A 21,500-nucleotide genomic window follows, 5' to 3' on the forward strand; every position below is an offset into this window, starting at 1 on the left:
GATACTCACCAGTCCATCACCTGCTTTTCGTGGCGATGTACATAATTGCCTTGATCCTGTCTTCAAAAGAAAAGTCCTTTTTGGCCCTCTCATGTCCTTTGGCCGCCAAAAGAACTCTCTCCGACTCATGAGAAAGGTAATAATCTATCTTTTCAATTGCTTCCTCCACACATTCGTAGGTGGCAATTTCATCTTCAAAAAAGAAATCGTCAAGCTCCGCCTGATGGGTTGTTAAAAGAAATCCTCCAACTCCAAGAACGTCAACCACCCTAAGCGGAATACCTGTCCTGTTAGCCCTGAGTGTAGGATTAAGATTGATTTTGCTACTAAGAAAAACCTGAGGCATTTCCCTGCCATAGTTAACAGGGCCATGTATCTCTACTCCCTGACTTGTTAACAGGTCCCTGTTCTGATCTGTCACACTGGAGGCATAGAGTCTTGTACTATACCCATTTCCCGCACTTAGCCGCAGTAGCGCCAGTCTCTCCATGTGAGTTATATGGGCACAGATGGAGTAAAAGAGCTGGGCTTTATTTGGCTGTACTGCCATTTCCGACTGATCCTTATAATGCCTGCAGACCTGTTCCACAAAATCCTCCGTAAGAGCAGAATCCAACACCATACTTCCGGCATGTTTAAGCTGCACCTGAACCATTGCCTCCAGAAACTGTTGTTGCTCCGGAGCCATTATGGATTTAAGACCCAAAAACGAATCCGAATGGTATAGTCCTCCAACCAAGGACACATCACACTGATACTTATCAATTGCCTTAAAAGATGATAACCTCTCTATATTTGCTCCAAGGGGAAGATAATATACATTATCAAATCCTTGGTTCTTGTAGCTCTCGTAGTCATATCTACAGAAAAAGAAAATCCGATTTGTGGAATAATCCAGTGTTTCCAGCGACTGTATTTCCGGCGGGCTGTCATAAACCCAAGCGCAGTAAACAATGTTGTTAACATAACAGATTCTTGCAACCGCAGGATAATAGTTGGTTGTGAGCACAATGTCAAAAGAGCCCTCAGAAAGCTCTTTTTTCATGAAAGAAGAAAACTCATCGTTTCCCTCTTTATCTGCCAATATAAATTGGACACTCTTACAGTTATGTCCAAGCTTTTTAATGCAATACTGCATATCTTCGGTCAGAAATGAACCAAAGAGGTCAAGTAGTAGGATGTTCACAGGATTCTCCTAACTAAAATCATGTTGTGCATCAAACTGTCACATTAGTACATCGCTAAGAATTCGAGAAAACTTTTGGGCTCCATTTGGTGTCAAATGATCCTGATCCAAAAAATCCTCGATATCCACTATATGTTCATCATTAAAATCAATGAAATTAACTTCAAAAGGAAGTTCATTCAAAATCGCGTAAACAATCTTTTTATACTCAGGATTTATATATCTAACATATTCTCCTGAAAAAGGCATTATCATCGCATAAATTTTCACTCCACTGTGAGATAATATCTGGCATAGCTTATAAAAAAGCCCTAAATTTTCTTCCAGCGTAGCTTTATGCTGAATATGCTTATTTTGAAGAAGCGCTCTGTTTTTAGCAAAGTTCTCCCTCTCCTCCTGAGTAATATTGCTCCATCCGCCACTGGTTACCACGATATTGGCATTCTCATCTCTTTTTATTCTGTCATTAAAATATGCTCTGTCCTGTAGAAAGAATGAATGATATTCATCCACAAATTCCTCATCAAAAAGCCTGCTGACAGACCTTTCTTTCTGTTCATCAGTAGCATAATAGTTGTGGGTTGTTCCAAACAACGGATAATAAATATCAATACATCTTTCTTTAAACATTGTCTGTGACAAATCATAATGAAAACTATAATATCCAAGCGCAAATACTACAGTTTTGACAACATGTTCCGTATCATTTTTAAGAATATTTATTATGTGATGTGTATCGTAAAAAATATCCTGAGAATGCATGCAAAAGCTAAGTGAAGGTTTACTTATACAGGAACAATCGATAGATTCAAGGCCATAGCTCAGCCCTGTAAATACTATTTCCGGCTGCACTTTTTTTGTATTAAAGAGCCAGTGCATACTTTCAAGATAGCAATAATCATAGTTTGCTAAAAAAGCAGGATTTTGCTCAATACCCATTTTCTCCAAAAGCTCCTATTCCAATACCTGTAAGTTAGATAACAACCCAATTATCAAGATATAGCATTCGCGAATCCCTGCTTCTGAACCAGTTCGCCGGCGCTACAGTTATTCCGTCTCGATTAGAAACAGCCGCTCCCCACCAGCTAAATGTGGAATTAGCTATAATGTGGTGTCTAGCCCTGGTCAAAAGATATAAATCCTCATAATCTCTTCTCATAGGCATAAATACTGTCTTACCCTGCCAGATAACATCCACAAAGGTCTTGCAGTATTGAATATCATCACTAAAAACATAAAGAACTGCGGTGTCATCTTTTCCCGGAATTGCTTCCATAGCTCTTTTATAATATTCAGGAGTTATATCCCCATATTTTCTGACGTTATCTTCATCCAGATAATCTCCACGCCTTACATGCAGGGAAATTGAATTGCCTTCTCCAATTTCCTTTGCCACTTCCTCGAAATCGTGATCAGTACTTTCTTCTCGCAATCTTAGCTTCTCTCTGCACCAGCTAATCAGGGGCTCGCAAAACTTTTTATCCTGCCAGAATCCACTGTAAAAAACTTCATCATCTCCCTGTTTTACTGTAAAAGGCTCATATTCTCTGCATATTTGCCTCACATTAAGCGCGCCTTTAACCTCTTTATATTCAAAGTTAAAGTTCTGCAAAGAGTATTCTCTTTTAACAATGTCAGGATTATCCTCAAGCCTGTCAAAAAAGGAGATGTAAAGCGCAGATTCGTTACCCGTCACCTCTTCAATACATTTAGCAAAAGCATATTGAAAAAGCTGGTTTCCCAAGCCTCCCATAACTTCAACGTAATTCATTCTAACTAAATCTCCTGTCGCACTCTTCCATGATCATTAGATCAAGTTCTGATATCCGGCTTGTCACCTCCGGATTATCTCTATAAGGAATCGATATAACCTTTTCTTTTAACTTGGCAAGTTCTGATATCATCTGCCTCTCAGAGTTATTTATTCTATCGAAATAATCACCAACATGCTTCTCATCTGCGCCAAGTTTTAGAATCTGGTCGTAGAGGCATCTGTTAATACCATAGGAATACCATACTGTCTGAGCATACTCTATTGTCTGCTTCGCTGCTTCATAATTGGGAAGGTCATGGCAGAGCCTGTAAGTTCCCTCAATAACGCCATAAATACTTTCAAAATACTTGTCCTGATCGATAATCTTAGTATCTGAGCCGGGAGCATCACTATAGTAATAGAGGACCTCTTTTACGGTCCAAATGTCTTTCGCCTTGAGATACAGATACTTTAAAACGTCATTATCAGACAAAATCCTTACATAATTACGCATTTTGATGGGCGGATCATAAAACAATTCTCTTCTGATCAACTTACTCCAAAGATATCCTCCCTGAAGAATCAATATACGTCTCTTTTCATCATCAAGAATACCTTCGGCTTCATTGGGAGTTGATATAGTAGTGGCATCGGCTGCTTCCACATAGAATCCGCAATCTACGATGTCTGCATCTTTTTCTTTAGCCTTCTGATAGAGAAGTTCAAACATATTGGAAGCACAATAGTCATCGCTATCGCAAAAGCCTATATATTCACCCTGTGCAACCTCAAGGCCTGTATTCTTGGCTCCGCCGCAACCAAGATTCTGCTCATTATTTAGAATAATAACTTTATCAGGAAACTGTTCACGGCACCTTTGCATAATCTCCCAGGTGTCATCCTTGGAAGCATCATTTACAACAATTATCTCAATATCATCAAGAGTCTGGTGAACCAGGCTGGTGAGGCATTTAGCCAATGTGTTATGAGCATTGTATGCGCCTACAATTATGCTAACCTTCTTCATATTTTCTCTCCAAAGGGTAAAAGCCGTGGAAACAATTAACGTATTTAAGTATATTTTATCACAATATGTAATATAATAATATTGAGCATTATGCTATCAAAGTGCCGTGAAAGGTCCCTATGAACGAAAAGAAGTTTTGCTTTATATCCTGCATATCGGACGATGAGCATGATCAGAAGGTGATTGATACCTTAAGTCAGCTTCAAGTGCCGGAAGGATACGAAATTGAATATCTTGGAGTCCGACAGGCTACCTCAATTGTTTCCGGTTATAACGAGGCAATTGATTCTACTGATGCGCTTATAAAGATCTTTTTTGATGAAAACATTGATATTACCTGTCCTGACATTCTTTTTAGAATTCTTAGCATATACGGATCAGACCCCGGTATCGATATTATAGGCGTTTGCGGAACTGATAAGATGCCAGTGGATATGGTAATGCAACACGGAATAATGTATGGAGAAGAATCAGATAACACCTATGCTGTATCAGGGGATTATCAGGAAGTTCTGTGCATATCAGAAGATCTTTTCGTAGTAAAAGGGAATTATTGCTTCAATAGTAAGCTTTTTGACGGCAATAGTTTCTATAACGTTGACCTATGCGCAAATGCCCTGAGAAATGGCAGAAAAATAGTTGTAGCAAACCAGTCACTTCCGTGGATAAATAAATCATCTAGTCCTGCTTATGACAATGATTTTGAAAAATATAGAAAAATAGCATTGGAAAAATATGCCCAAATCTTTGGAATAGACCAAACAGCAAAAAGAATCGGTGTTGCTTTTTTGGAAGAGATGTCCGCCAATGACATGCTATGGGCTCTTTTGCAGACCAGACATGATGTTGAGATCATGAGCCTTGGCATTTCAATCTATAGAAACACTCCCGAGGATGTAGATAAAATCTATCATTTCATCACTAATCACCACATAGATATTGTTTTCAGTTTCGATTTCTGTCCCGCTATATCTGCTGCCTGTGAAAAATGCAGCGTCAAGTACGCATCCTGGATATATGACGCCCCCCAGGAGGCTCTTTTTGACGAGCAGGTTCTAAACTCCTGTAACTATGTCTTTTCTTTTGACAAAAACCAGGTAAAAGAAACTTCTGAATTTGGATGTCCCAACGTTTTCTATCAGCCTCTTGCAGCCAACACCACAAGGATGGCTATGCTCAAAACTGAAGCTGACGATGTAGCCAGGTTTTTCTGTGAGGTTTCCTTTATAGGATCCCTATATTCTGATGATTTATACCGAAATGTATTTGATAGAGTTTGTAGTAACACTCATAAAGAACTTGATAGGATTATCGAAGGCTCTATGGGAATTTGGGATGGTCATGATCATATCAGCGGCAAATTATCGGACTCATCCAGAGAAGAACTATTGTCTCTTCTGTGCAGCAGCCCTAATCCACTTGCCAAAGCCAATCCTGATACCTATATAAATGCCATTTTTATCTCAAGATACCTTACAAATTTCGAGCGAACAGAGATACTAAGGCGCATTTCCAAACATGATCTGCACTTTTACACCAGAGAGAGCAATGTTTCCATAGAAAATGTCACTCCTCTCCCCGCACTTGACTACGCTTCAGAGCTTCCAAAGGCCTACGCCCTTAGCAAGATTAATCTCAATATCACTCTGCACACTATCACCTCCGGAATCCCACTACGAGTTTTTGATATTATGGGCTCCGGCGGTTTTATGCTGACTAATTATCAGCCTGAAATCGATGATCTTTTTGTCATAGGAAAAGATCTGGATGTGTTCCGCAATATAGACGAGTTAGAAGAAAAGATACAATACTACCTTGACCATGACGACCTTAGAAGACAAATCGCCCAAAATGGTCAGCTTAAAATAAAAAAGAGTCATTCCTACGAAACAAGCATGAATGCCATGCTCAATGCACTACAGTTGCCTCAAGCCAGGGATTAAGTGACACTAACATATCGCAAATATCATAGTCATAACCATTTTTCCAACACGCATAGTCAAAGCTCATCTGATCACGGCCGTGGCTATATTTCCTGTATTCATCCCACCAGGTTTCCATTACTCGTTGCAACTTCTGGTCATGATGATCCCGTACTATGCAGCCGGCTTCAATAAGATAGCCTTTTCCTACGTAGCCTTCGTTTTTGTATTTCTCAAGCTGATCCATAATCTCATTCTTATCTGCTTTACCATTATCAAGGATAATTTGAACCTCATCCTCCAGTGTCCCTGATGAATGATGCGGAAAACAAAGCATCCCGCTTGTTTTTGAATATATATCCAAAAATGTCTCCATATTATCTTTAATACGAATGCTTCCATCCACATAAATTGAATAATCATACTCCGGAAAAAGAATATGTGGGTGCATCTTGAGCCATCTGGATAAAAGCCTTGGAGATAGTTCTTCCTCATTATCAGCAACTTTAATATTCCATAATCCCTTGTAATCATCAGGCATCTTATCAGTAACAAGGATATAGTCAAGGTCTGAATCCTTAACTATAGGCTCATTTACAAAGTCATAGCCTCCTGTTATTACAGAATAAACTACTCCTCTCCCCTGAAAACGATTGGAATGCATTGAATACTTGCGCTGATAAGCATTTCTGACAAAACTAATGTACTTCAGATGCTCGTTCAACGCCCTTATCTGCTTATTCTTCTCTTCTATCTGCTCTGAGACAGGGCTTTCTTTGTACTCATACAGCTTATCGCCGCAATACCTTGTAAGGCACTTCTGTGCCAAATATGAAAACAACGCTGTGTCGGTGTTTTCTTCCCGAATGTATTCTTGTAATGCGTCAACATCACTATTACTCTGCTCATCGAACAGAGCATAATAAATCGCATTATAAATATTTATCAGCAAATCCTCATTAGCAAACCCCATTGAATTCATATGCTGAATGAGCTCTGATATTTGCGAAACAAGTTCAGGATTGTACATAAACCATCCTTTCTGAGAAATCATCCCAGATTTTGAGCCACCAGGTCAAATTTACCCAACTCCATAGGCAGCTGCTCTACGCTCTTAACTACTTTTATACAAGAGATGGCAAATCTCCTGACATCATCATTTTCTTCTACTCCATACACGTCAGCATTGGGATACATAAAATGTATTCTTCCCAGCATATTTCCACAGCCACAGCCAATATGAACTATGCTGAAATGATCATCCTTCTTGTATCCTTTTTCCTCAAGTTCGTTGATATACTTAAGCTCGTTCTCGCTTAGTACCGCATATCTTGTGGCATCAAATCCCCATTTACTGATCAGTATCTTTCTGTGCTCTTCAAAGAGCTGCCTTACATCATGTCTTTTTATAAAGCTTTGGCTTCCCACATGATAAATATAGCTGTTATGGCAGACCACAAGCTTATATCCATCGTCTCTTATCTTGAGGCTAAGGTCATCATCCTCAAGGTATCCCGGAGTAAATCTTGGGTCAAAACCGCCGGACTTTTCATAGGCTTCCCGTCTCACAAGCATGGCAAATCCGCATAATTTGCTCTGCTCCTCCATAGGATTGTCCATAGGAACATTGTTGGAAGCGCCAAATTCCACATACTGCTCAGGGGCATCAAATCTCACATTCAGAAGCTGATCACCTTCTGAATAATTCTGAACTGCTCCAACAGCGCCGATTTCCTCCGATGAGTATAGCGCCATCCTCATCCAGAACAGTGCATTTGCAGGAACTCTTGTATCGTTATTAAGGTAAAAGACATCATAACCTTCCGGAAGATAATCACAAGCCACATTGTTTCCAACTGAAAAGCCAAGATTCTCTTCATTAAGAATAACAAGTGCCTCATCATGGTCATTTCCCCACTGAGCAAGCCATTCTCTCGTTCCGTCCTTGGAGCCGTTCTCAAATACCACCAGCATATAGGTCTCAGGATTACAATTTGTATAAATACTCTCTATACATCGTTGTAGGTAATATGTGTTATTGTAAGACAGAATAATTATTGCAGCTTTATTTACCGCAACATTCCCTGATTCTTTCAAGCCATCCTTTTTCCTGGTAATGCGCTCTTTCTCAGCTGTATCATCACATAAATACTCAGCATTTTCATAACACAAGAAAGCCTGATTGATATTCTTATCCTTCAGGTCATCCCCAAGTTTCTCGTAAATCATATAGGTGTTCTTATCAAGGTATTTAAGCCTGTCCTCAGGAACTACATCAGCAGACATAGAAAAGCCGCCGCTGGTGGTATTTGCTTTGGCAGCATTTGGATCATCTGCCCAAACCTCCTTATAGCCTTCCTTATATTCCATCTGAGCGGCCTGTAACATCTGCTTAGGAGTAAGCTTTTCCTGATAATAGGGATTGTCAAAAAGATTAGCGTTATCCTCTCTGACTTCATGGCCCTTTTCAAAAGAGATAGCATCAAAATCCTTAGAAAGCCATGTAAAATCCCTGTCACTTATGGTATCTATGGAAAAGAAATTTCCTCCCTGCCTGAAAGAATGCCATTCCCTGAGCTTATATACACTCTGAAATCTAAGTGCCACATAGGTTCCGTAAGTCTCAAATTCGCTAAAGGATGAGTCCTGAATCTTTTCTTCCGGAATAGCATTTATAATCTTTTCCCAAAACTTTGTTCCGGGGATTGCTTCATTTTTCTCTATATCCTGAATAAGACTACGCATAATGTCTGTACGGAAAAGCATATGCTCAGAGACAAAGGATCTCTCAATAACTTTGCCAAATCCGGGGAGAATCCTGCCCATAGTTTCAAAGTACTCTGCGTGGTACTCATGCTTCATATCAAGATAGGGTTTCCCTGACTCTTCCTGAAACATATTGACCACCTTGCAGGGAATCGTATCCCCATCCCAAACCATGTAGTACTCATCTTCGCACATAAAGGCATACTGCATTTTGAGAAACTGCTGATAATACCAGCCTGTAACTCCTCTTGGAAGCTCGCGCCCGGCCAGAATATGTTCCATGCGTTTTTTAATCAGTGCATGAACATCATCAAATGGAATAATGTCACTTTCATTTATCCATTCAACTTTTCCTTGTAATTCAGGAACACGGTCAAGAACCTGTCCGACTCCTTCGCCGCTGACAAAGCAGACCGGTCCATACTTGATATTCTCAACAAGTCTTGGGTACAGACCCAGAAGTCTTTCTGCATCCTTTGGAGTTATTACTATTAGAGTTCGAAAGCTTATGCCATTCATTAAGCGCCTCTTTCAAAATAGAAGTGTTCGTTTTTAAGTATATTTTATCACAATATGTAATATAATATTACTAGAAGAGCCAGTTACTTACTGTGCATTGAAAGGTGAGTTCTCTATATGGCAGTGGATTTCTTGGAAGAAATATATAACGAGGCCAATCTGATCTTTAATTTTAAAAAGATGATCAGTTATTGCCGGGGTGGCAAAACAGATGCAGTTCTGAGCACATGGGACAAGCAGACCCCTACAATGGCATCCTTTTGCAGGCGAACCGCAGAATGGGACAACGAACTTGGAAATACTATCTGGGAAGTAATCCTGAGCACATCTGATTACATAAAACATTTAAATCTGTCAAAAGCAGCAGATGAGATTGAAGCGCTTATTCCTAACCTCTACCAAGCCATGTCACTTAGAGGGCCAATTGATGTCACCGATGATCCCTACAGGCTATTTAGTTCCCAAAGTGGATTTCTATGTCTGCAGGATACCCGCTCAGGTCTGCAATTTTGCAGCAATCTGGATCCCGCTTATGAAGCCTATGAGAAAGCAAATACCCTATGTACTCCAATGACCGAGGTTTTCTGCACATTTGGATGCGGTCTTGGATATATGGCATGGCAAATATATGAAGTTTCTGATCATATGGCTGATATCTATATCTATGAAACAGATGCAAAACGAGTTGCCTATGCGAGGGAATATGGTGTTTTAGATTGGATTCCCAAGGATAAAATCCACGTAATAACAGGTTCCGACATAAGTCAACTTATTAACGCCGTGATAAATACACATCTTTCGGAGGGCCAGGAGCTTTTTACAACGTTCTATATCGAACATGAAATGCTTGACGCGATAGAGTCGGCTAATTCTACATTAGCTGCTGCAATAGGAGAGAAAAACGCCACTACTGCCAACTTTTTAAAGAACGTTGAAAGAAATTTCTACTCCAATTATGAAAATACTCCGCCCCTTATCGATGCTATCGATAAATCTGTCCTTCCACATGAATGGATAGTTGTTGGTGCCGGCCCATCCCTTGACTACAACATTGACTACATAAAAAGTAAAAAGGGCTCATCTACCATAATTGCTGCTACAACAGCTGTAAAAAGACTACTGAAAGAGGATATTGTCCCGGACCTCACCATAGCTATAGATATGCAGGAACGCACTTATTCCCATCTGGAAGGTGTAGATACCAGCCTCCTTACACTGATTATCTCAGACTGCGCCAACTGGAAATTCAAGAAATTTCACAAAGGAAATGTATACATGATTCCTACAAACGGTAACTATTTTTCTTCCCTTACCTACAAAACCGGAAACATTAAGTGCCGGGAAATACGAGGAACAGTTACAGCCGTTGCCGCAGAAGTTGCCGCCTTCCTCGGAGCAGAAAAAATCGATCTGGTTGGCCTTGATTTGGCTTATCCGGGCGGTCAGACTCATGCATCCGGAACCATGGACAATAAAGCCGCCGACAATTCGAATTATATTTTGACCAAATCTGTAGATGGGCAAATGGTAAATACTACCGCCCTATTTGAATCCTACAGACACGAAATGGAAGCTATAATCGCCCAAAATCCCCAGGTGTCGTTTTATAACAAATCCAAATACGGTGCCTACATAAAGGGCTGCAAATCATAATAAGACTAAACCAGGAGGCTACTATGATTACGGAAAAGGACTTACATATCATAGTATTTACAGGGCTTCACCCTGTATTGTCTTTCTTTGTAGAACAATTGATAAAATACCTTGATACTCATGGTGTTGACTATTACCTGGCAGATGCAGAGCATCCTGAAACCTATAATTCACCAGCTTTTCAGGAATATGTATCCAAAGAAAACGTAGCAGTATTCATGTTTAACAACATAGGTGCCAGCTTAAGTTCCAATGAAGGAGTTAATCTATGGAAAGAGCGCGGCATTCCTGTATTTGACTGCCTTGTAGACCACCCAAGAAGTTTTGAGGACACCCTCAAAAATCCTCCCTGTGACATTTATGCTTTTGCACTCGATTACGACCATGTTTCTTATATGAGAAAATATTATCCAAAGCTTGCCGGAATATACTTTTCTCCAAATGGTGGTACAAGCTGCGGAACTAACACCCCCTTTGCAGAAAGGTCTATTGACGTGCTATATACAGGAAACTGTCACGAGCCCATTCTTTCTTTTCCCAAAATAGATTTCATGGTGGATGGAGGCGAGGAATACTATCAATACACTATCAGGTCTATCCTTGCCAATCCCAGTCTGTCTGTAGACGAGATAATAGACCAATATATTAGTCTCAGCGGAATGAATACGGATAACGAAAAGAGCTACTATTTAAAGGCAGAAACGGGAGCATTTATTGAAACTGTAGCCAGAAGAAAAACCAAACTTGAAGGAATGAAGGCTTTGGATGAAGCCGGAGTTCATGTGGAAATATTCGGAGGTTCATGGATTTGCGATGATTATCCATTCTCAAGTAATATATCCGTCCATGACCGAATTGATATTCATGAGTTATTGCCCAAAATAAGTGATTCAAAAATCACTCTATGTTTTATGCCCTGGTTTAAAAAGGGTAGCAGCGAGAAGGTATTTGACGCCATGCTAAATGGCTCTTTGTGTGTTACAGACTATAGTGATTATCTTGGATTTAACTACCGCGACGGGTATAATATCATCTTTTTCGATCTTAACAACCCAAAGCAAATGGCAGCGGATATAAAATGGCTTCTGGATAACCCAAAAGCCGCTGAAAAGATTGCCCTAAATGGGTATAATACTGCTATTTCCTATGACACTTGGAATAGCCGCTTTGACTTTATTATAGATAGAATATTAAGTGTATTCTAATCAGACACTGGACTTTTTCATAAACCAGGTATTTTTTAGAATAACCTCATCTCTTTCTTTTTCATCAAGGTTAAGCGTTGGCCAGTCATTTATAAGTGCCAGTCCACTTTCCGAAGTCTCACCATTATAGGTGCTGTATACCCCTTCTTTTAACAGCATATGGAAAAAACACATTTCCATCCATCTGTTTCCAACCATGGCTCTGTCATCCAAAATGCAGACATAGTCTCCTTGCGCATTTTCTCTGATGAATTCAAGTTCCTGCCCCGCGCCAGAAGCCTTATCACTAATGAAAATCTGATGGAATCTATCTTTGATCTCATCAGAGAGTTTGATGGTATATACGCCATTATCAAGCCTGTCCTGATAAAGAATAATCTCTGAAACAGGAAGGGTCTGATTTTCCATAGCCTCCAACTGAGGAATCAGATTTTCCGGCTTATCCCGAAGCGTAAGTACTGCTGTAATCTTTGGAATTGATATCTCTGCCACTTTTTATCTCCTATACACAAACCTCATCATCACGTAAGAATTTGGGAATTGTTTCCAACATTTCTCATCTTTTCCACAAGCTCATCAAAATACTCCTTTTTCCTAAAAGCCAGTGTTTCCCATCCGTCTGCCTTATAGTCCCTGATCATCTCTGTCATACTCCGGAGATTATTGGGATTAAGAGAGACAGCAACACTACTTTGTCCCACAATGAGTCCTGTTTTAACATCACTTCCCCAGAACTCCTCCTGACCTATGACATGAGGCGGAACAATAGTGCTGACTCCGTTTCGTTTCCAATTGCTAAAAGACAAATAGGCATCTTCGCCAACATGGGTATACTTTTTCCTGAACGCGCAGTCCTCTTCTGCCATTGGCTCCAGATACTCTTTTTTGACAAACCAGGCATGACATCCAAAATCCACTTCTACTGCCTCGTCACAGGGTTCGCCCCATCCGACTCTGAAAAATCCCTTATTGGGATAGTCCGCATTTTGCTGAAGTCCAACACCTATGGTGGCGTAAATGGCTTCCTTTTTCTCCATGTGGGACATGCAGTTTTCAAACCACCGCTTCCCCGGAATCGTATCATCATCGAAAACGGCAACATACGGGCAGGTCGCCACCTCATTGGCGTAGACAAATCTTCCCCATACACCCACGTTTTCATTGCAAATGCGAATGGCTGTGAATCTCTTTTTTATCTCTTCCTCGAGCTCTATGGTATAAATCCCATTGGAAATATGATCCTGGAAAAGAAATATCTCTTTAGGCTTTATTGTCTGGTTTTCGACTGCTTCCAATTGCCTAAGAAGCATCTCCGGTCTCTTGTATAAAGTCAGTACAACCGATATATCCCCTTTACCTTCCATCATCCATTCCTTTCACTTTTTTCAAGCTTTAAAAAGCATTATGTCCAACTGGAAATCAAAGTTTTCATAATACGTAATGTCTTGCATAGGGTGTATCTTGTCACCACCTTCCTGCATAACTAAAAAGTAAGTATACATTTCAAATAATAGCTCTTTGAATTCGTCCCATCTTCCGGTTTCCCTGTAAAGTTTGGGAGAATACTCAAAGATAATCGGAACATTTATACTGCTTAAAGTCTTCCTGGCGCCCTTGAAAAATGCAGGTTCAAAGCCTTCCACATCAATCCATACCCATTTAATCCTGTTTATATCGATTCCGTTTTCTTCCACATATTCATCAAATGGGATAGTTTCAACTTCCTCAATAGATACATCCGGTTCCCATCCGGAGATTAAGCCGCTAGCTCCGGGATTCTTTGCACTATATTCAAATTTACAGATAGCCCGCTCATCTGAAACTGCATATTTAGCAAGAGTTAATTCATCGTCATTTATGTCGTTCAAAATGGCATTAACTCTATATAGCTTATGATTCATTCTCGCAGGTTCAAAGGCTAGTATCTTCAAGGAATTATCCAGTTTCTTTTTAAAATAAATAGAAGTTGTTCCAATATTGGCACCTATATCACAGAACAAATCCTGCTTATCGGAAAAGGAAAAGTACTTATTTCCAAGCTCATAAAAGGCATCTATGCTATCTTTTGAGAAATTCTCTTTCTTGTAGTACATTTTAACCATGATAGTGTCATCACTTGCAGTGTTTACATAAGAGAGACCTTCTACTGTAACAAGTGCATAATCCCCCATTATATTGGACTCGTATTGCATTTTTACTTTCTGGTATTTCATCATTTCAAGATATTCATTCAGGAAATAATCTCTGACTTTTTCGAAGTCATCACATATGATTTCATCCAGTGACAGAAAAATCAGCTTATCAGATGTTAATCCCAAACGGGTCAGAACATTTCTAATTTTCTCAAAGTCACGCTCAACAATAGTGACAACAGCATAATCATAGCCGCTATAATCACCAATGGATGTAAGGTCTACACCGTCCTGTCCATCAAGGGTAAACAGCTCACATAATTCAACTGCATCTGCCTTAAAAACATAATCCAGATGATCCGGTCCATTTTTATAAGTATCAACAAATACCAGTTTTAATTTATCCATATTACTCACCACCATTTAGCTTATTGTTCCAGATTATTGCGCAACCATCACAATAGGTCTGAAAGTTTTCAAGCTCTATGCTCTTCTCTAATACAGAATGAAACTTATTGATCGAAGTAAATCTTTCATGAAGAGGCTTTATCCACTCCATTGTCAGATAGAATATAGCGGTCTTTACGTTAATATCGAGGTCATTAGTTCTGACATAGGTTAAAGCCATCTCGGAAAGGTGCATTTCGTACATATGCTGGTCGCATTCAATCCCAAGTTTTTCCATGTCCTGTAAAAAGATTTCCCTAAGCCAGTAGGCATCAATTGCTTTAGGTTTTCCCTGTGACATTGCAGATATTCCATTGTAATTTCTTCTGTACATATACACTGGGTAGTCCAGTATGCAGGACTTCTTAAATCTTGGAGCTATCAAATATGCATATATGCCGTCCTCAAACCAATAGCTTTCAGGGAAAGCAACATTATCAAATAGTTCTGATCTAAATATCTTTCCACACATGAAACCTTCTGCCGTTTCTGAAGACAGCTCCTGTATCTTCCCTGTAAATCCGCTGTAATCCGGCTCATCATCATCTAAATCAAATCTAAGAATTCCTCCACCTACAATGTCAGCTTGCTTTTCTTCCGCAATTTCAATGAGTCTTTCTAAACAATCAGGAAGTATGTAATCATCCGAATCAAGGAAAAAAATGTACTTTGCATCCACGTACATAAGTCCTGTGTTCCTGGCTCCGGAAAACCCTCTGTTCTCCTGATGCACTATGATTACATTCTCATTGTCACCATAGCAATCAAGGATACTCCCTGTAGAATCAGTGGAGCCATCGTCAACAGCTATTATCTGAATGTTTCTTGTGGTTTCTTGCTCAAGAACTGATCTAATGGCCTTCTCAACGTAGTTCTCAACGTTGTAGCATGGAATAACAACAGCAACATCGTATTTATCCCTTTTAATAACTCTATCCACCACGCATGAAATATCACGTTTTGGATTCATGTGATTTAAAAACATTCTGGATAATTCAAGTTGTTCCTGTGTCATCCGCCGCTCCTAGCACCTGCTATCTTTTTTATTCCATCCATTAGCTTATCTATTGTGGCCTTCTGCTGTCTGCATGAATCTACAAGACCACGTAAATAATCCGCAACAGTCGTATCTGTCATGGCACTTTCGACAAATCCCTTTAAAAGCTCATCATAATAGGGCGTTAATTTGGCATAATCCCACCAAAGCCTTTCTATATCAAAGTGGAAGTTTCCATTTTCCCAGGGCTTTGCTCCTGCAAAATGGACTATGGCAGTTCCCTCTTTTACCTCCTCATAGGTTATCTCGGCGTTGTGGGCGACTCTGGCAAAAAGGTCATACACCATGCAATCCACATATGCCACCTTCTTCCAATGCACCCAGTTCAGGATATCCTGATCCGGAGCCTCCATTTGATAATTCCAGGCTTCAAATGCATCAAGATACGTCTGGAAGGAGTACTTTTTCCTCATCTCTTCAATATTGAGCAGCATTACTCCGGCATTGAAATACCTATATTCCTGTGCGTAGGCCTCCCTAAACATCTCATTGTGCTTGGGCCCATAGCTATCCGGGATGTTCAGACCGCTTTTATCATCACAGGCTATAATCTCTGCCCCTTCAAACTCCACGTGATACAATTCAGAAAGTGACTTATTTATAACCATATCTCCATCAAGATAAAGGGCCCTGTCAACAGTTTGCGGAAGGAGCTCCAGCATCATTAGCCTGTAATAGGTCTCAATACTCCACTGTGAATTGTGAGGCAGCCTGTCGCTGAATTTCTGCCTATCCACAGTCAAAGAATGAACTTCTATATCATATTCGGAAAGAGCCTTTCTGATTTCTCCTACATCCTCACTGGTAAGTTCGCTGTTTAGCAGATATGCATCTATATGCTCCTTTTCGTTAATGCATAACGAAAGCAGCATTGTAAAAGTATAGGGTATATATTTCCTGTTAAGAGCGGTAATTATATTCATATCAGTTCCCTTTTGTGGATGCTTGAAGTTTAGACAACGCATCATATAAATCAGTTATTGCCTTCGCAAATTCCTTATTCTCATTGCATAATCTTATTGCCTCATCTTCAAGATAAGTATTTGTCAAAGCATACTCGATAAAGTTTTCCATCAGATCTCTGTATACAGGCGTAAGTGCGGCATATTCCCACCAAAAGCGTTCTATCTCATAATGTGTATTGTCAAAATTCCAGGGCTTTGCCCCGGCAAAATGAATTATCTTGTTTTTCTCTTTTACCTCTTCGTATCTCCAACCTGCGCTATAAGCCATCCTGGCAAAAAGATCATATTCCTCCCAGTTCATGTATTTAACTTTGTCATGATGAATGTAATTCAAAATATCCTGATCCGGAGCATCCATCTTATAATCCCACTTTTCCATAGCATCAAGATAGGTCTGGAAGGTGTATTTTCCGCGCATCTGAGCAATATTTATAAGTAGCACGCCGGAATTAAAGTAAGGAAACTCCTCTCCATACAATGGGAGCAGCATCTCTTTGGTCTTATCGCTAAAATCATCAAGGGTACTGGTATTATTTGAATCGTGGCAAGCTCTTAGGTCAGCACCCTCAAAGTCTTCTTCATACAGATCTTGAAGCGACCCATGAACAATAACGTCCACATCAAGATAAAAAATCCTGTCCACATGACCAGGAAGCTTATCCGGAAGAAGAAGCCTGTAGTATATCTCCGGACTCCAATCCTCTGAAACAGGAAGATTAAGGTTACTAATTTCCTTGGAAACATCTATCGGAAAAATGTCAGCGCCATATTTTTGCAAAGCAGCAGAAAGCTTATCTATATCTTCTTTTTCCAATTCGCTGTGCATAATAAAAATATCATTATGCCCAGGGTTACTTTCGCAAAATGACGTAAGCATAACTATGGCGTAGTTGACGTATTTTTTGTTAAAAGATGCTGCCACATTCATTAGATATCAGCCCTCATTTCTTAATAGAATCGATATTGTACTTCTTCCTGTCTTCCTCAAACTCTTTATCAATTACAACAAGAGCGGCAACGACCTTCTTTCTGTGTTCGGGATTGTCGTTAAAAAGAAGCCCGTGGGATGTCTGATAATAGTCGTAAAGCGGTTTTTTCATAAAGCCAACCTTGAAATCCCTGACTATTCTAAGAGTCATTTCCCAATCCTCAAAAGAAAATAGACTTTCATCAAAAAGTCCCGACCTGTCAAAGCATTCTTTTTTTATCATCATTGACGGACCGGTAATGAAATTCCAGGGTAAAAGAGCCGGGAAAATGTAGCCGTCTTTTTTGACATCAGGAATACTTCTGGAAGGCATTATAATCACATCGCTTCCTCTGTTTTCCATCCTGTTGATGTGGTTTATGGTCTCATGAAAGGTCATGCCGATTTCCCCATCTCTATCCTGAAGAAACCTAACCTGATCTTCTATTTTCTCAAGTCTGCAGAGGTCATCGTCATCCTGGAAAGTGATGTAATAGCCTTTGGCATTTCTTACACCAACATTTCTTGAGGCGGCTAAGCCCATATTTTGAGGATTCTTAATATACTTAACTCTCTCATCTGTGAACCTCTTTACCGCTTCTTCCGTATTATCTGAAGATCCGTCATCAACTACCACAATCTCAAATCTCTGATAGGTCTCGGCGATGATGTTTTTTATTGCCCTTGGCAGGTCTTTTGCCCTGTTATAGGTGTCTATTATTACTGTGACCAGTCCCTTCTGATAAAGAGTATCGTGGAGCTCAGCATCAGATGAAAACTGACAGTTAAGATAGGTTAAAAGTTCCCTGTCATGCTGACTAAAGGCAAAAATATACTGGTTCTCAATCCACTTTGGCGCAATTTTCAGGCATACAAACTGAAGCGCCTGAAATACCGAAAGTGAGAATTCATTGTTAATATCCAGAGCTTTGGCAAGCCTTAGGGTATTTAAGTAGTATTTTTCTATAAAGTGAGCAATGATTATTTCTCCATACTCACTCATGATCTCCGGAACTTCGCTTAACATCTGAAAAAGAGCTGTCTGAAGCTGCATGTTATCCGCGATTCTCTTGTTAGCTTCTAGAGATGGCATATTATCTTCAAATCTGCAATAGCCATTCTCCGGGATAAAACACACAGAATATGCCATGAGTAAAAGAGGATATACAAAAACAGACTCGTCAGAAAGTGCCTCTTCTGACAGTTCCTGCCCATAATCTATGAGAAATTCTCTTTTGAAGGCATGGCAAAAGATTCTCTCATCGATAAGCAGTTTCCCTAAAAAGTTCCTTCTACTGTCAGAATCTGCAAAATAATAGATACTGGCATCCTTGGTATCAAAAGGTTCATCTATGAAAAGTTCAAAATCATTAAGGGCATTTGTAAGATTAAAAGAAAACATGTCCGGAGTATCTGATAATTGCTGACATAGATTGTCTATTGCTCCAAAAAGATGGGAGTTTATCTCATCTCCGGAATTTATGAATAAAATATAGTCACCTGTGCTTTCTGATATAGCCTGGTTTGCATCCTTTTGGACCAATATTTCAACTTCACCGGAGAAGTTTTCCTGTGCTTCAAGGCTTTTCTTAGTTCTTTCAATATGTTCAGGTGTATTTTTGTCTATAATAATCGCTGTTATTTTCATGGCATCTCCACATAGAATCCCTATGTATATTATATCAAAAATTAACGTTTTATCGTATAATTATTGTAATGATGAAGTGGGGAGGACACTGGTTTGAACATTGTTTTTTTCAGATACAAAAACATATGTGAGCCTGATTACATTGAAGCATTTAAAAAGCTTGGAATTAATGTAGTTGAGGTATTTCTTGATTCTCTGGGTGCCACTGATCTGGAATCTCAGATTGCGGCCGTAGACTCACAGATTCGTTCTGCCACTCCCATGTTCGTATTCACCATTAACTTTTTCCCGTATATCTCAATTGTTTGTGAGCATCTTAAGGTCAAGTATGTAAGCGTCAGTGTTACATGTCCCATGCTTGAAATCTACAACAAAACCATTCGTAATTCCTGTAACAGAGTATTTCTTTTTGACCAGGAGCAGTTCCTTTCCGTTAGGGATGAGAACCCGGAAGGAATCTTTCATCTGGCTCTTGGAGCAGCTGTGGAAAGGCTTGATGCTGCCACTCAGAATGCGGTCGACTTTAAATATGATGTTTCTTTTGTTGGATCTTTGTATAACGAAAAAGACCCTTTTATTAACCTGAAAATTTCTGATGAAGAGAAGATTCGCTATGAAGAGCTTATGCGAAATCAGATGGAAAGCACTATTTGCGGTCAAAATCTCCTGGAAGAAGAAATAGGCGATGAAGACGTGGTTCAGATAAAGCTTGCTGCAGACGACTTTTACCCTTCTGATCTGAGTGTCTTTAATCTGGATAGATTCGTAGCCATCAATAATTATTTAAGCCCCCACATGACTTATCTTGAGAGAGTCCTGATCATGAACAGGCTTGGGGAAAGCTATGGTGAAAAGATAAATCTTTTTACAAACTCGGATGTTTCAGCCACCAGAGGCATATCATGCCACGGCCCGGTTAACACCATTACTGAGATGCCTCTGGTTTTCAGCCAGAGTAAAATTAATCTTAATATCAGTACCAGATCCATAAAGACCGGTATTCCGCAGAGAGTTTGGGATGTTCTTGGAAACGGAGGTTTTCTCCTTACGAATTATCAGGATGAGCTTTCTGACTATTTCAAGATTGGTGAAGATATAGAAGTATACAATTCCCACGATGAGTTAATAGAAAAGATAGATTATTATCTTAGCCATGAAGATAAGCGGCTTGAGATAGCAGCTAAAGGTTACCAGACAGTAAAAGCTTCTAATTCTACTCTTAACCGCGTAATCGAAATCATAAAGATAATTGCCAATTAAAAAACATATTTTTACTCAGAAAAAGGGCCCCGGAAAACCGGGACCCTTTTAGGTAGTTGCAATGTTTCAAACAGATGTTTTAAACATTTATTGCAGATATTATTAGCCGAGAAGTGAAAGAACACCCTGGTTAGACTGATTAGCCTGTGCCAGCATAGACTGACCTGCCTGTGCAAGGATGTTGTTGTTTGAATACTTAACCATCTCGGTAGCCATATCTGTATCACGGATAAGTGATTCAGCACTCTGAGTATTCTCAACAACGTTATCAAGGTTCTTGATTGTATGCTCAAGTCTGTTCTGGATAGCACCAAGATCAGATCTCTGCTGAGATACTGACTCAAGAGCTGCCTTGATATTTGTGATTGCAGATTTAGCCTTGTCGTGTGAGCTAACCTTGATGTTGCTCTGCTGAACACCGATCTTAGTTGCGCTCATGCTCTTAATGCAAACCTGAATCTGGTTCTGAGAATCTGTCTCAGATCCAACCTGAAGCTCTTTTCCTGTGAAGGAACCGTTAAGGAGCTGCTGGTTGTTGAATTCTGTAGCAGTTGCAGTACGTGTGATCTCAGTTGAAAGAGCGTTCAACTCTGATGCGATGTAGCTACGATCAGATGTTGTAAGAGTGTCGTTAGCTGCCTTTGTAGCCAGCTCGTTCATTCTCTGAAGCATATCATGTACTTCGTTTAATGCACCTTCAGCTGTCTGTACTACAGAGATACCGTCCTGAGCGTTAGCAGAAGCCTGTGTAAGACCCTTAACCTGACGTCTCATTTTTTCTGAAATTGCAAGACCTGCTGCATCATCTGCTGCTCTGTTGATCTTGTAACCAGATGACAGTTTCTCACTGGATTTAGCCTGGATACCAGTTGTGATACCAAGCTGTCTGTTTGAATTCATCGCTGTAATGTTGTGTTGTACTACCATAATTTTATCCTCCTTGATAAATACGGCTGCTTCCATGCAGCTCGTTTGCTTTGTTAGGAAATGTTT

At 39.8% G+C, this 21,500-nt stretch carries 18 protein-coding genes; 4 read left to right on the plus strand and 14 right to left on the minus strand.

Annotation, left to right across the window (positions count from 1 at the left end; all coding sequences use genetic code 11):
- Positions 1-16 precede the first annotated feature (16 nt).
- From G613_RS0111705 to G613_RS18725, 4 genes are read right to left on the minus strand one after another with little or no spacing between them, the layout of a single operon-like run.
- On the minus strand, positions 17-1,186 hold the full coding sequence (locus tag G613_RS0111705) for a CgeB family protein (RefSeq protein WP_029232818.1): 1,170 nt from the start codon (positions 1,184-1,186) through the stop codon (positions 17-19).
- 39 nt (positions 1,187-1,225) lie between these two features.
- Positions 1,226-2,125, minus strand: a complete 900-nt coding sequence (locus G613_RS0111710; protein ID WP_029232819.1) for a hypothetical protein — start codon at positions 2,123-2,125, stop codon at positions 1,226-1,228.
- Positions 2,126-2,159: 34 nt separating this feature from the next.
- Positions 2,160-2,957 (minus strand): alpha-1,2-fucosyltransferase, encoded by a 798-nt coding sequence (locus G613_RS0111715; RefSeq protein WP_029232820.1) that lies wholly within the window; start codon positions 2,955-2,957, stop codon positions 2,160-2,162.
- A 1-nt stretch (position 2,958) separates the two neighbouring features.
- Positions 2,959-3,966, minus strand: coding sequence for a glycosyltransferase family 2 protein (locus tag G613_RS18725; protein ID WP_029232821.1), 1,008 nt, complete (start codon positions 3,964-3,966; stop codon positions 2,959-2,961).
- A 119-nt stretch (positions 3,967-4,085) separates the two neighbouring features.
- On the opposite strand from G613_RS18725, the gene G613_RS0111725 reads away from it, so the two are divergent.
- Complete coding sequence (locus G613_RS0111725; protein ID WP_029232822.1) at positions 4,086-5,909, plus strand: glycosyltransferase; 1,824 nt, start codon at positions 4,086-4,088, stop codon at positions 5,907-5,909.
- On the opposite strand, the gene G613_RS0111730 is transcribed toward G613_RS0111725, so the two are convergent.
- Positions 5,875-6,942: a glycosyltransferase domain-containing protein gene (locus tag G613_RS0111730; RefSeq protein WP_029232823.1), complete on the minus strand. Its 1,068-nt coding sequence runs from the start codon at positions 6,940-6,942 to the stop codon at positions 5,875-5,877. The genes G613_RS0111725 and G613_RS0111730 overlap by 35 nt on opposite strands.
- The gene (locus G613_RS0111735; protein ID WP_029232824.1) at positions 6,939-9,173 is read right to left on the minus strand and encodes a glycosyltransferase family 2 protein; all 2,235 of its coding nucleotides are present in this window, start codon (positions 9,171-9,173) and stop codon (positions 6,939-6,941) included. Before G613_RS0111735 ends, G613_RS0111730 begins: the two co-directional genes overlap by 4 nt.
- A 117-nt stretch (positions 9,174-9,290) precedes the next feature.
- Here G613_RS0111735 and G613_RS0111740 point away from each other — a divergent pair, with 117 nt between their 5' ends.
- Complete coding sequence (locus G613_RS0111740; RefSeq protein WP_029232825.1) at positions 9,291-10,826, plus strand: motility associated factor glycosyltransferase family protein; 1,536 nt, start codon at positions 9,291-9,293, stop codon at positions 10,824-10,826.
- Positions 10,827-10,849: 23 nt separating this feature from the next.
- Complete coding sequence (locus G613_RS0111745; protein WP_029232826.1) at positions 10,850-12,031, plus strand: glycosyltransferase family protein; 1,182 nt, start codon at positions 10,850-10,852, stop codon at positions 12,029-12,031.
- Here the strand turns inward: G613_RS0111745 and G613_RS0111750 are convergent, their stop codons facing one another.
- From G613_RS0111750 to G613_RS0111780, 7 genes are read right to left on the minus strand one after another with little or no spacing between them, the layout of a single operon-like run.
- Entirely contained in the window at positions 12,032-12,523 is a 492-nt protein-coding gene (locus tag G613_RS0111750; protein ID WP_029232827.1) for a glycosyltransferase family 2 protein, read from the minus strand.
- 29 nt (positions 12,524-12,552) lie between these two features.
- Positions 12,553-13,398, minus strand: a complete 846-nt coding sequence (locus tag G613_RS0111755) for a glycosyltransferase family A protein (RefSeq protein WP_081647875.1) — start codon at positions 13,396-13,398, stop codon at positions 12,553-12,555.
- Positions 13,399-13,416: 18 nt separating this feature from the next.
- Complete coding sequence (locus G613_RS0111760) at positions 13,417-14,571, minus strand: FkbM family methyltransferase (protein WP_029232829.1); 1,155 nt, start codon at positions 14,569-14,571, stop codon at positions 13,417-13,419.
- A gap of 1 nt (position 14,572) precedes the next feature.
- A complete protein-coding gene (locus G613_RS0111765; protein ID WP_029232830.1) occupies positions 14,573-15,625 on the minus strand; it encodes a glycosyltransferase family 2 protein in 1,053 nt (350 codons plus the stop codon).
- Positions 15,622-16,590, minus strand: coding sequence for a glycosyltransferase family 8 protein (locus G613_RS0111770; RefSeq protein ID WP_029232831.1), 969 nt, complete (start codon positions 16,588-16,590; stop codon positions 15,622-15,624). The genes G613_RS0111765 and G613_RS0111770 overlap by 4 nt, the downstream gene beginning before the upstream one ends.
- Position 16,591: 1 nt before the next feature.
- Positions 16,592-17,560 carry a glycosyltransferase family 8 protein gene (locus G613_RS0111775; RefSeq protein ID WP_029232832.1) on the minus strand — a complete coding sequence of 323 codons (969 nt, stop codon included), beginning with the start codon at positions 17,558-17,560 and terminating at the stop codon, positions 16,592-16,594.
- A 13-nt stretch (positions 17,561-17,573) separates the two neighbouring features.
- The gene (locus G613_RS0111780) at positions 17,574-19,247 is read right to left on the minus strand and encodes a glycosyltransferase family 2 protein (RefSeq protein WP_029232833.1); all 1,674 of its coding nucleotides are present in this window, start codon (positions 19,245-19,247) and stop codon (positions 17,574-17,576) included.
- A gap of 93 nt (positions 19,248-19,340) precedes the next feature.
- On the opposite strand from G613_RS0111780, the gene G613_RS0111785 reads away from it, so the two are divergent.
- Positions 19,341-20,507 (plus strand): glycosyltransferase family protein, encoded by a 1,167-nt coding sequence (locus G613_RS0111785; RefSeq protein ID WP_029232834.1) that lies wholly within the window; start codon positions 19,341-19,343, stop codon positions 20,505-20,507.
- Positions 20,508-20,609: 102 nt separating this feature from the next.
- On the opposite strand, the gene G613_RS0111790 is transcribed toward G613_RS0111785, so the two are convergent.
- Complete coding sequence (locus G613_RS0111790; RefSeq protein ID WP_029232835.1) at positions 20,610-21,434, minus strand: flagellin N-terminal helical domain-containing protein; 825 nt, start codon at positions 21,432-21,434, stop codon at positions 20,610-20,612.
- Positions 21,435-21,500 lie beyond the last annotated feature (66 nt).

Origin of the sequence: Butyrivibrio sp. VCB2006 (assembly GCF_000420945.1) — a bacterium.
Lineage (GTDB): Bacteria > Bacillota > Clostridia > Lachnospirales > Lachnospiraceae > Butyrivibrio.

Coding starts and splice junctions, on each gene's coding strand:
- G613_RS0111710 (WP_029232819.1), bottom strand. CDS start 2,125: ATGGGTATTGAGCAAAATCCTGCTTTTTTAGCAAACTATGATTATTGC.
- G613_RS0111715 (WP_029232820.1), bottom strand. CDS start 2,957: ATGAATTACGTTGAAGTTATGGGAGGCTTGGGAAACCAGCTTTTTCAA.
- G613_RS18725 (WP_029232821.1), bottom strand. CDS start 3,966: ATGAAGAAGGTTAGCATAATTGTAGGCGCATACAATGCTCATAACACA.
- G613_RS0111725 (WP_029232822.1), top strand. CDS start 4,086: ATGAACGAAAAGAAGTTTTGCTTTATATCCTGCATATCGGACGATGAG.
- G613_RS0111730 (WP_029232823.1), bottom strand. CDS start 6,942: ATGATTTCTCAGAAAGGATGGTTTATGTACAATCCTGAACTTGTTTCG.
- G613_RS0111735 (WP_029232824.1), bottom strand. CDS start 9,173: ATGAATGGCATAAGCTTTCGAACTCTAATAGTAATAACTCCAAAGGAT.
- G613_RS0111740 (WP_029232825.1), top strand. CDS start 9,291: ATGGCAGTGGATTTCTTGGAAGAAATATATAACGAGGCCAATCTGATC.
- G613_RS0111745 (WP_029232826.1), top strand. CDS start 10,850: ATGATTACGGAAAAGGACTTACATATCATAGTATTTACAGGGCTTCAC.
- G613_RS0111755 (WP_081647875.1), bottom strand. CDS start 13,398: ATGATGGAAGGTAAAGGGGATATATCGGTTGTACTGACTTTATACAAG.
- G613_RS0111760 (WP_029232829.1), bottom strand. CDS start 14,571: ATGGATAAATTAAAACTGGTATTTGTTGATACTTATAAAAATGGACCG.
- G613_RS0111765 (WP_029232830.1), bottom strand. CDS start 15,625: ATGACACAGGAACAACTTGAATTATCCAGAATGTTTTTAAATCACATG.
- G613_RS0111770 (WP_029232831.1), bottom strand. CDS start 16,590: ATGAATATAATTACCGCTCTTAACAGGAAATATATACCCTATACTTTT.
- G613_RS0111775 (WP_029232832.1), bottom strand. CDS start 17,560: ATGAATGTGGCAGCATCTTTTAACAAAAAATACGTCAACTACGCCATA.
- G613_RS0111780 (WP_029232833.1), bottom strand. CDS start 19,247: ATGAAAATAACAGCGATTATTATAGACAAAAATACACCTGAACATATT.
- G613_RS0111790 (WP_029232835.1), bottom strand. CDS start 21,434: ATGGTAGTACAACACAACATTACAGCGATGAATTCAAACAGACAGCTT.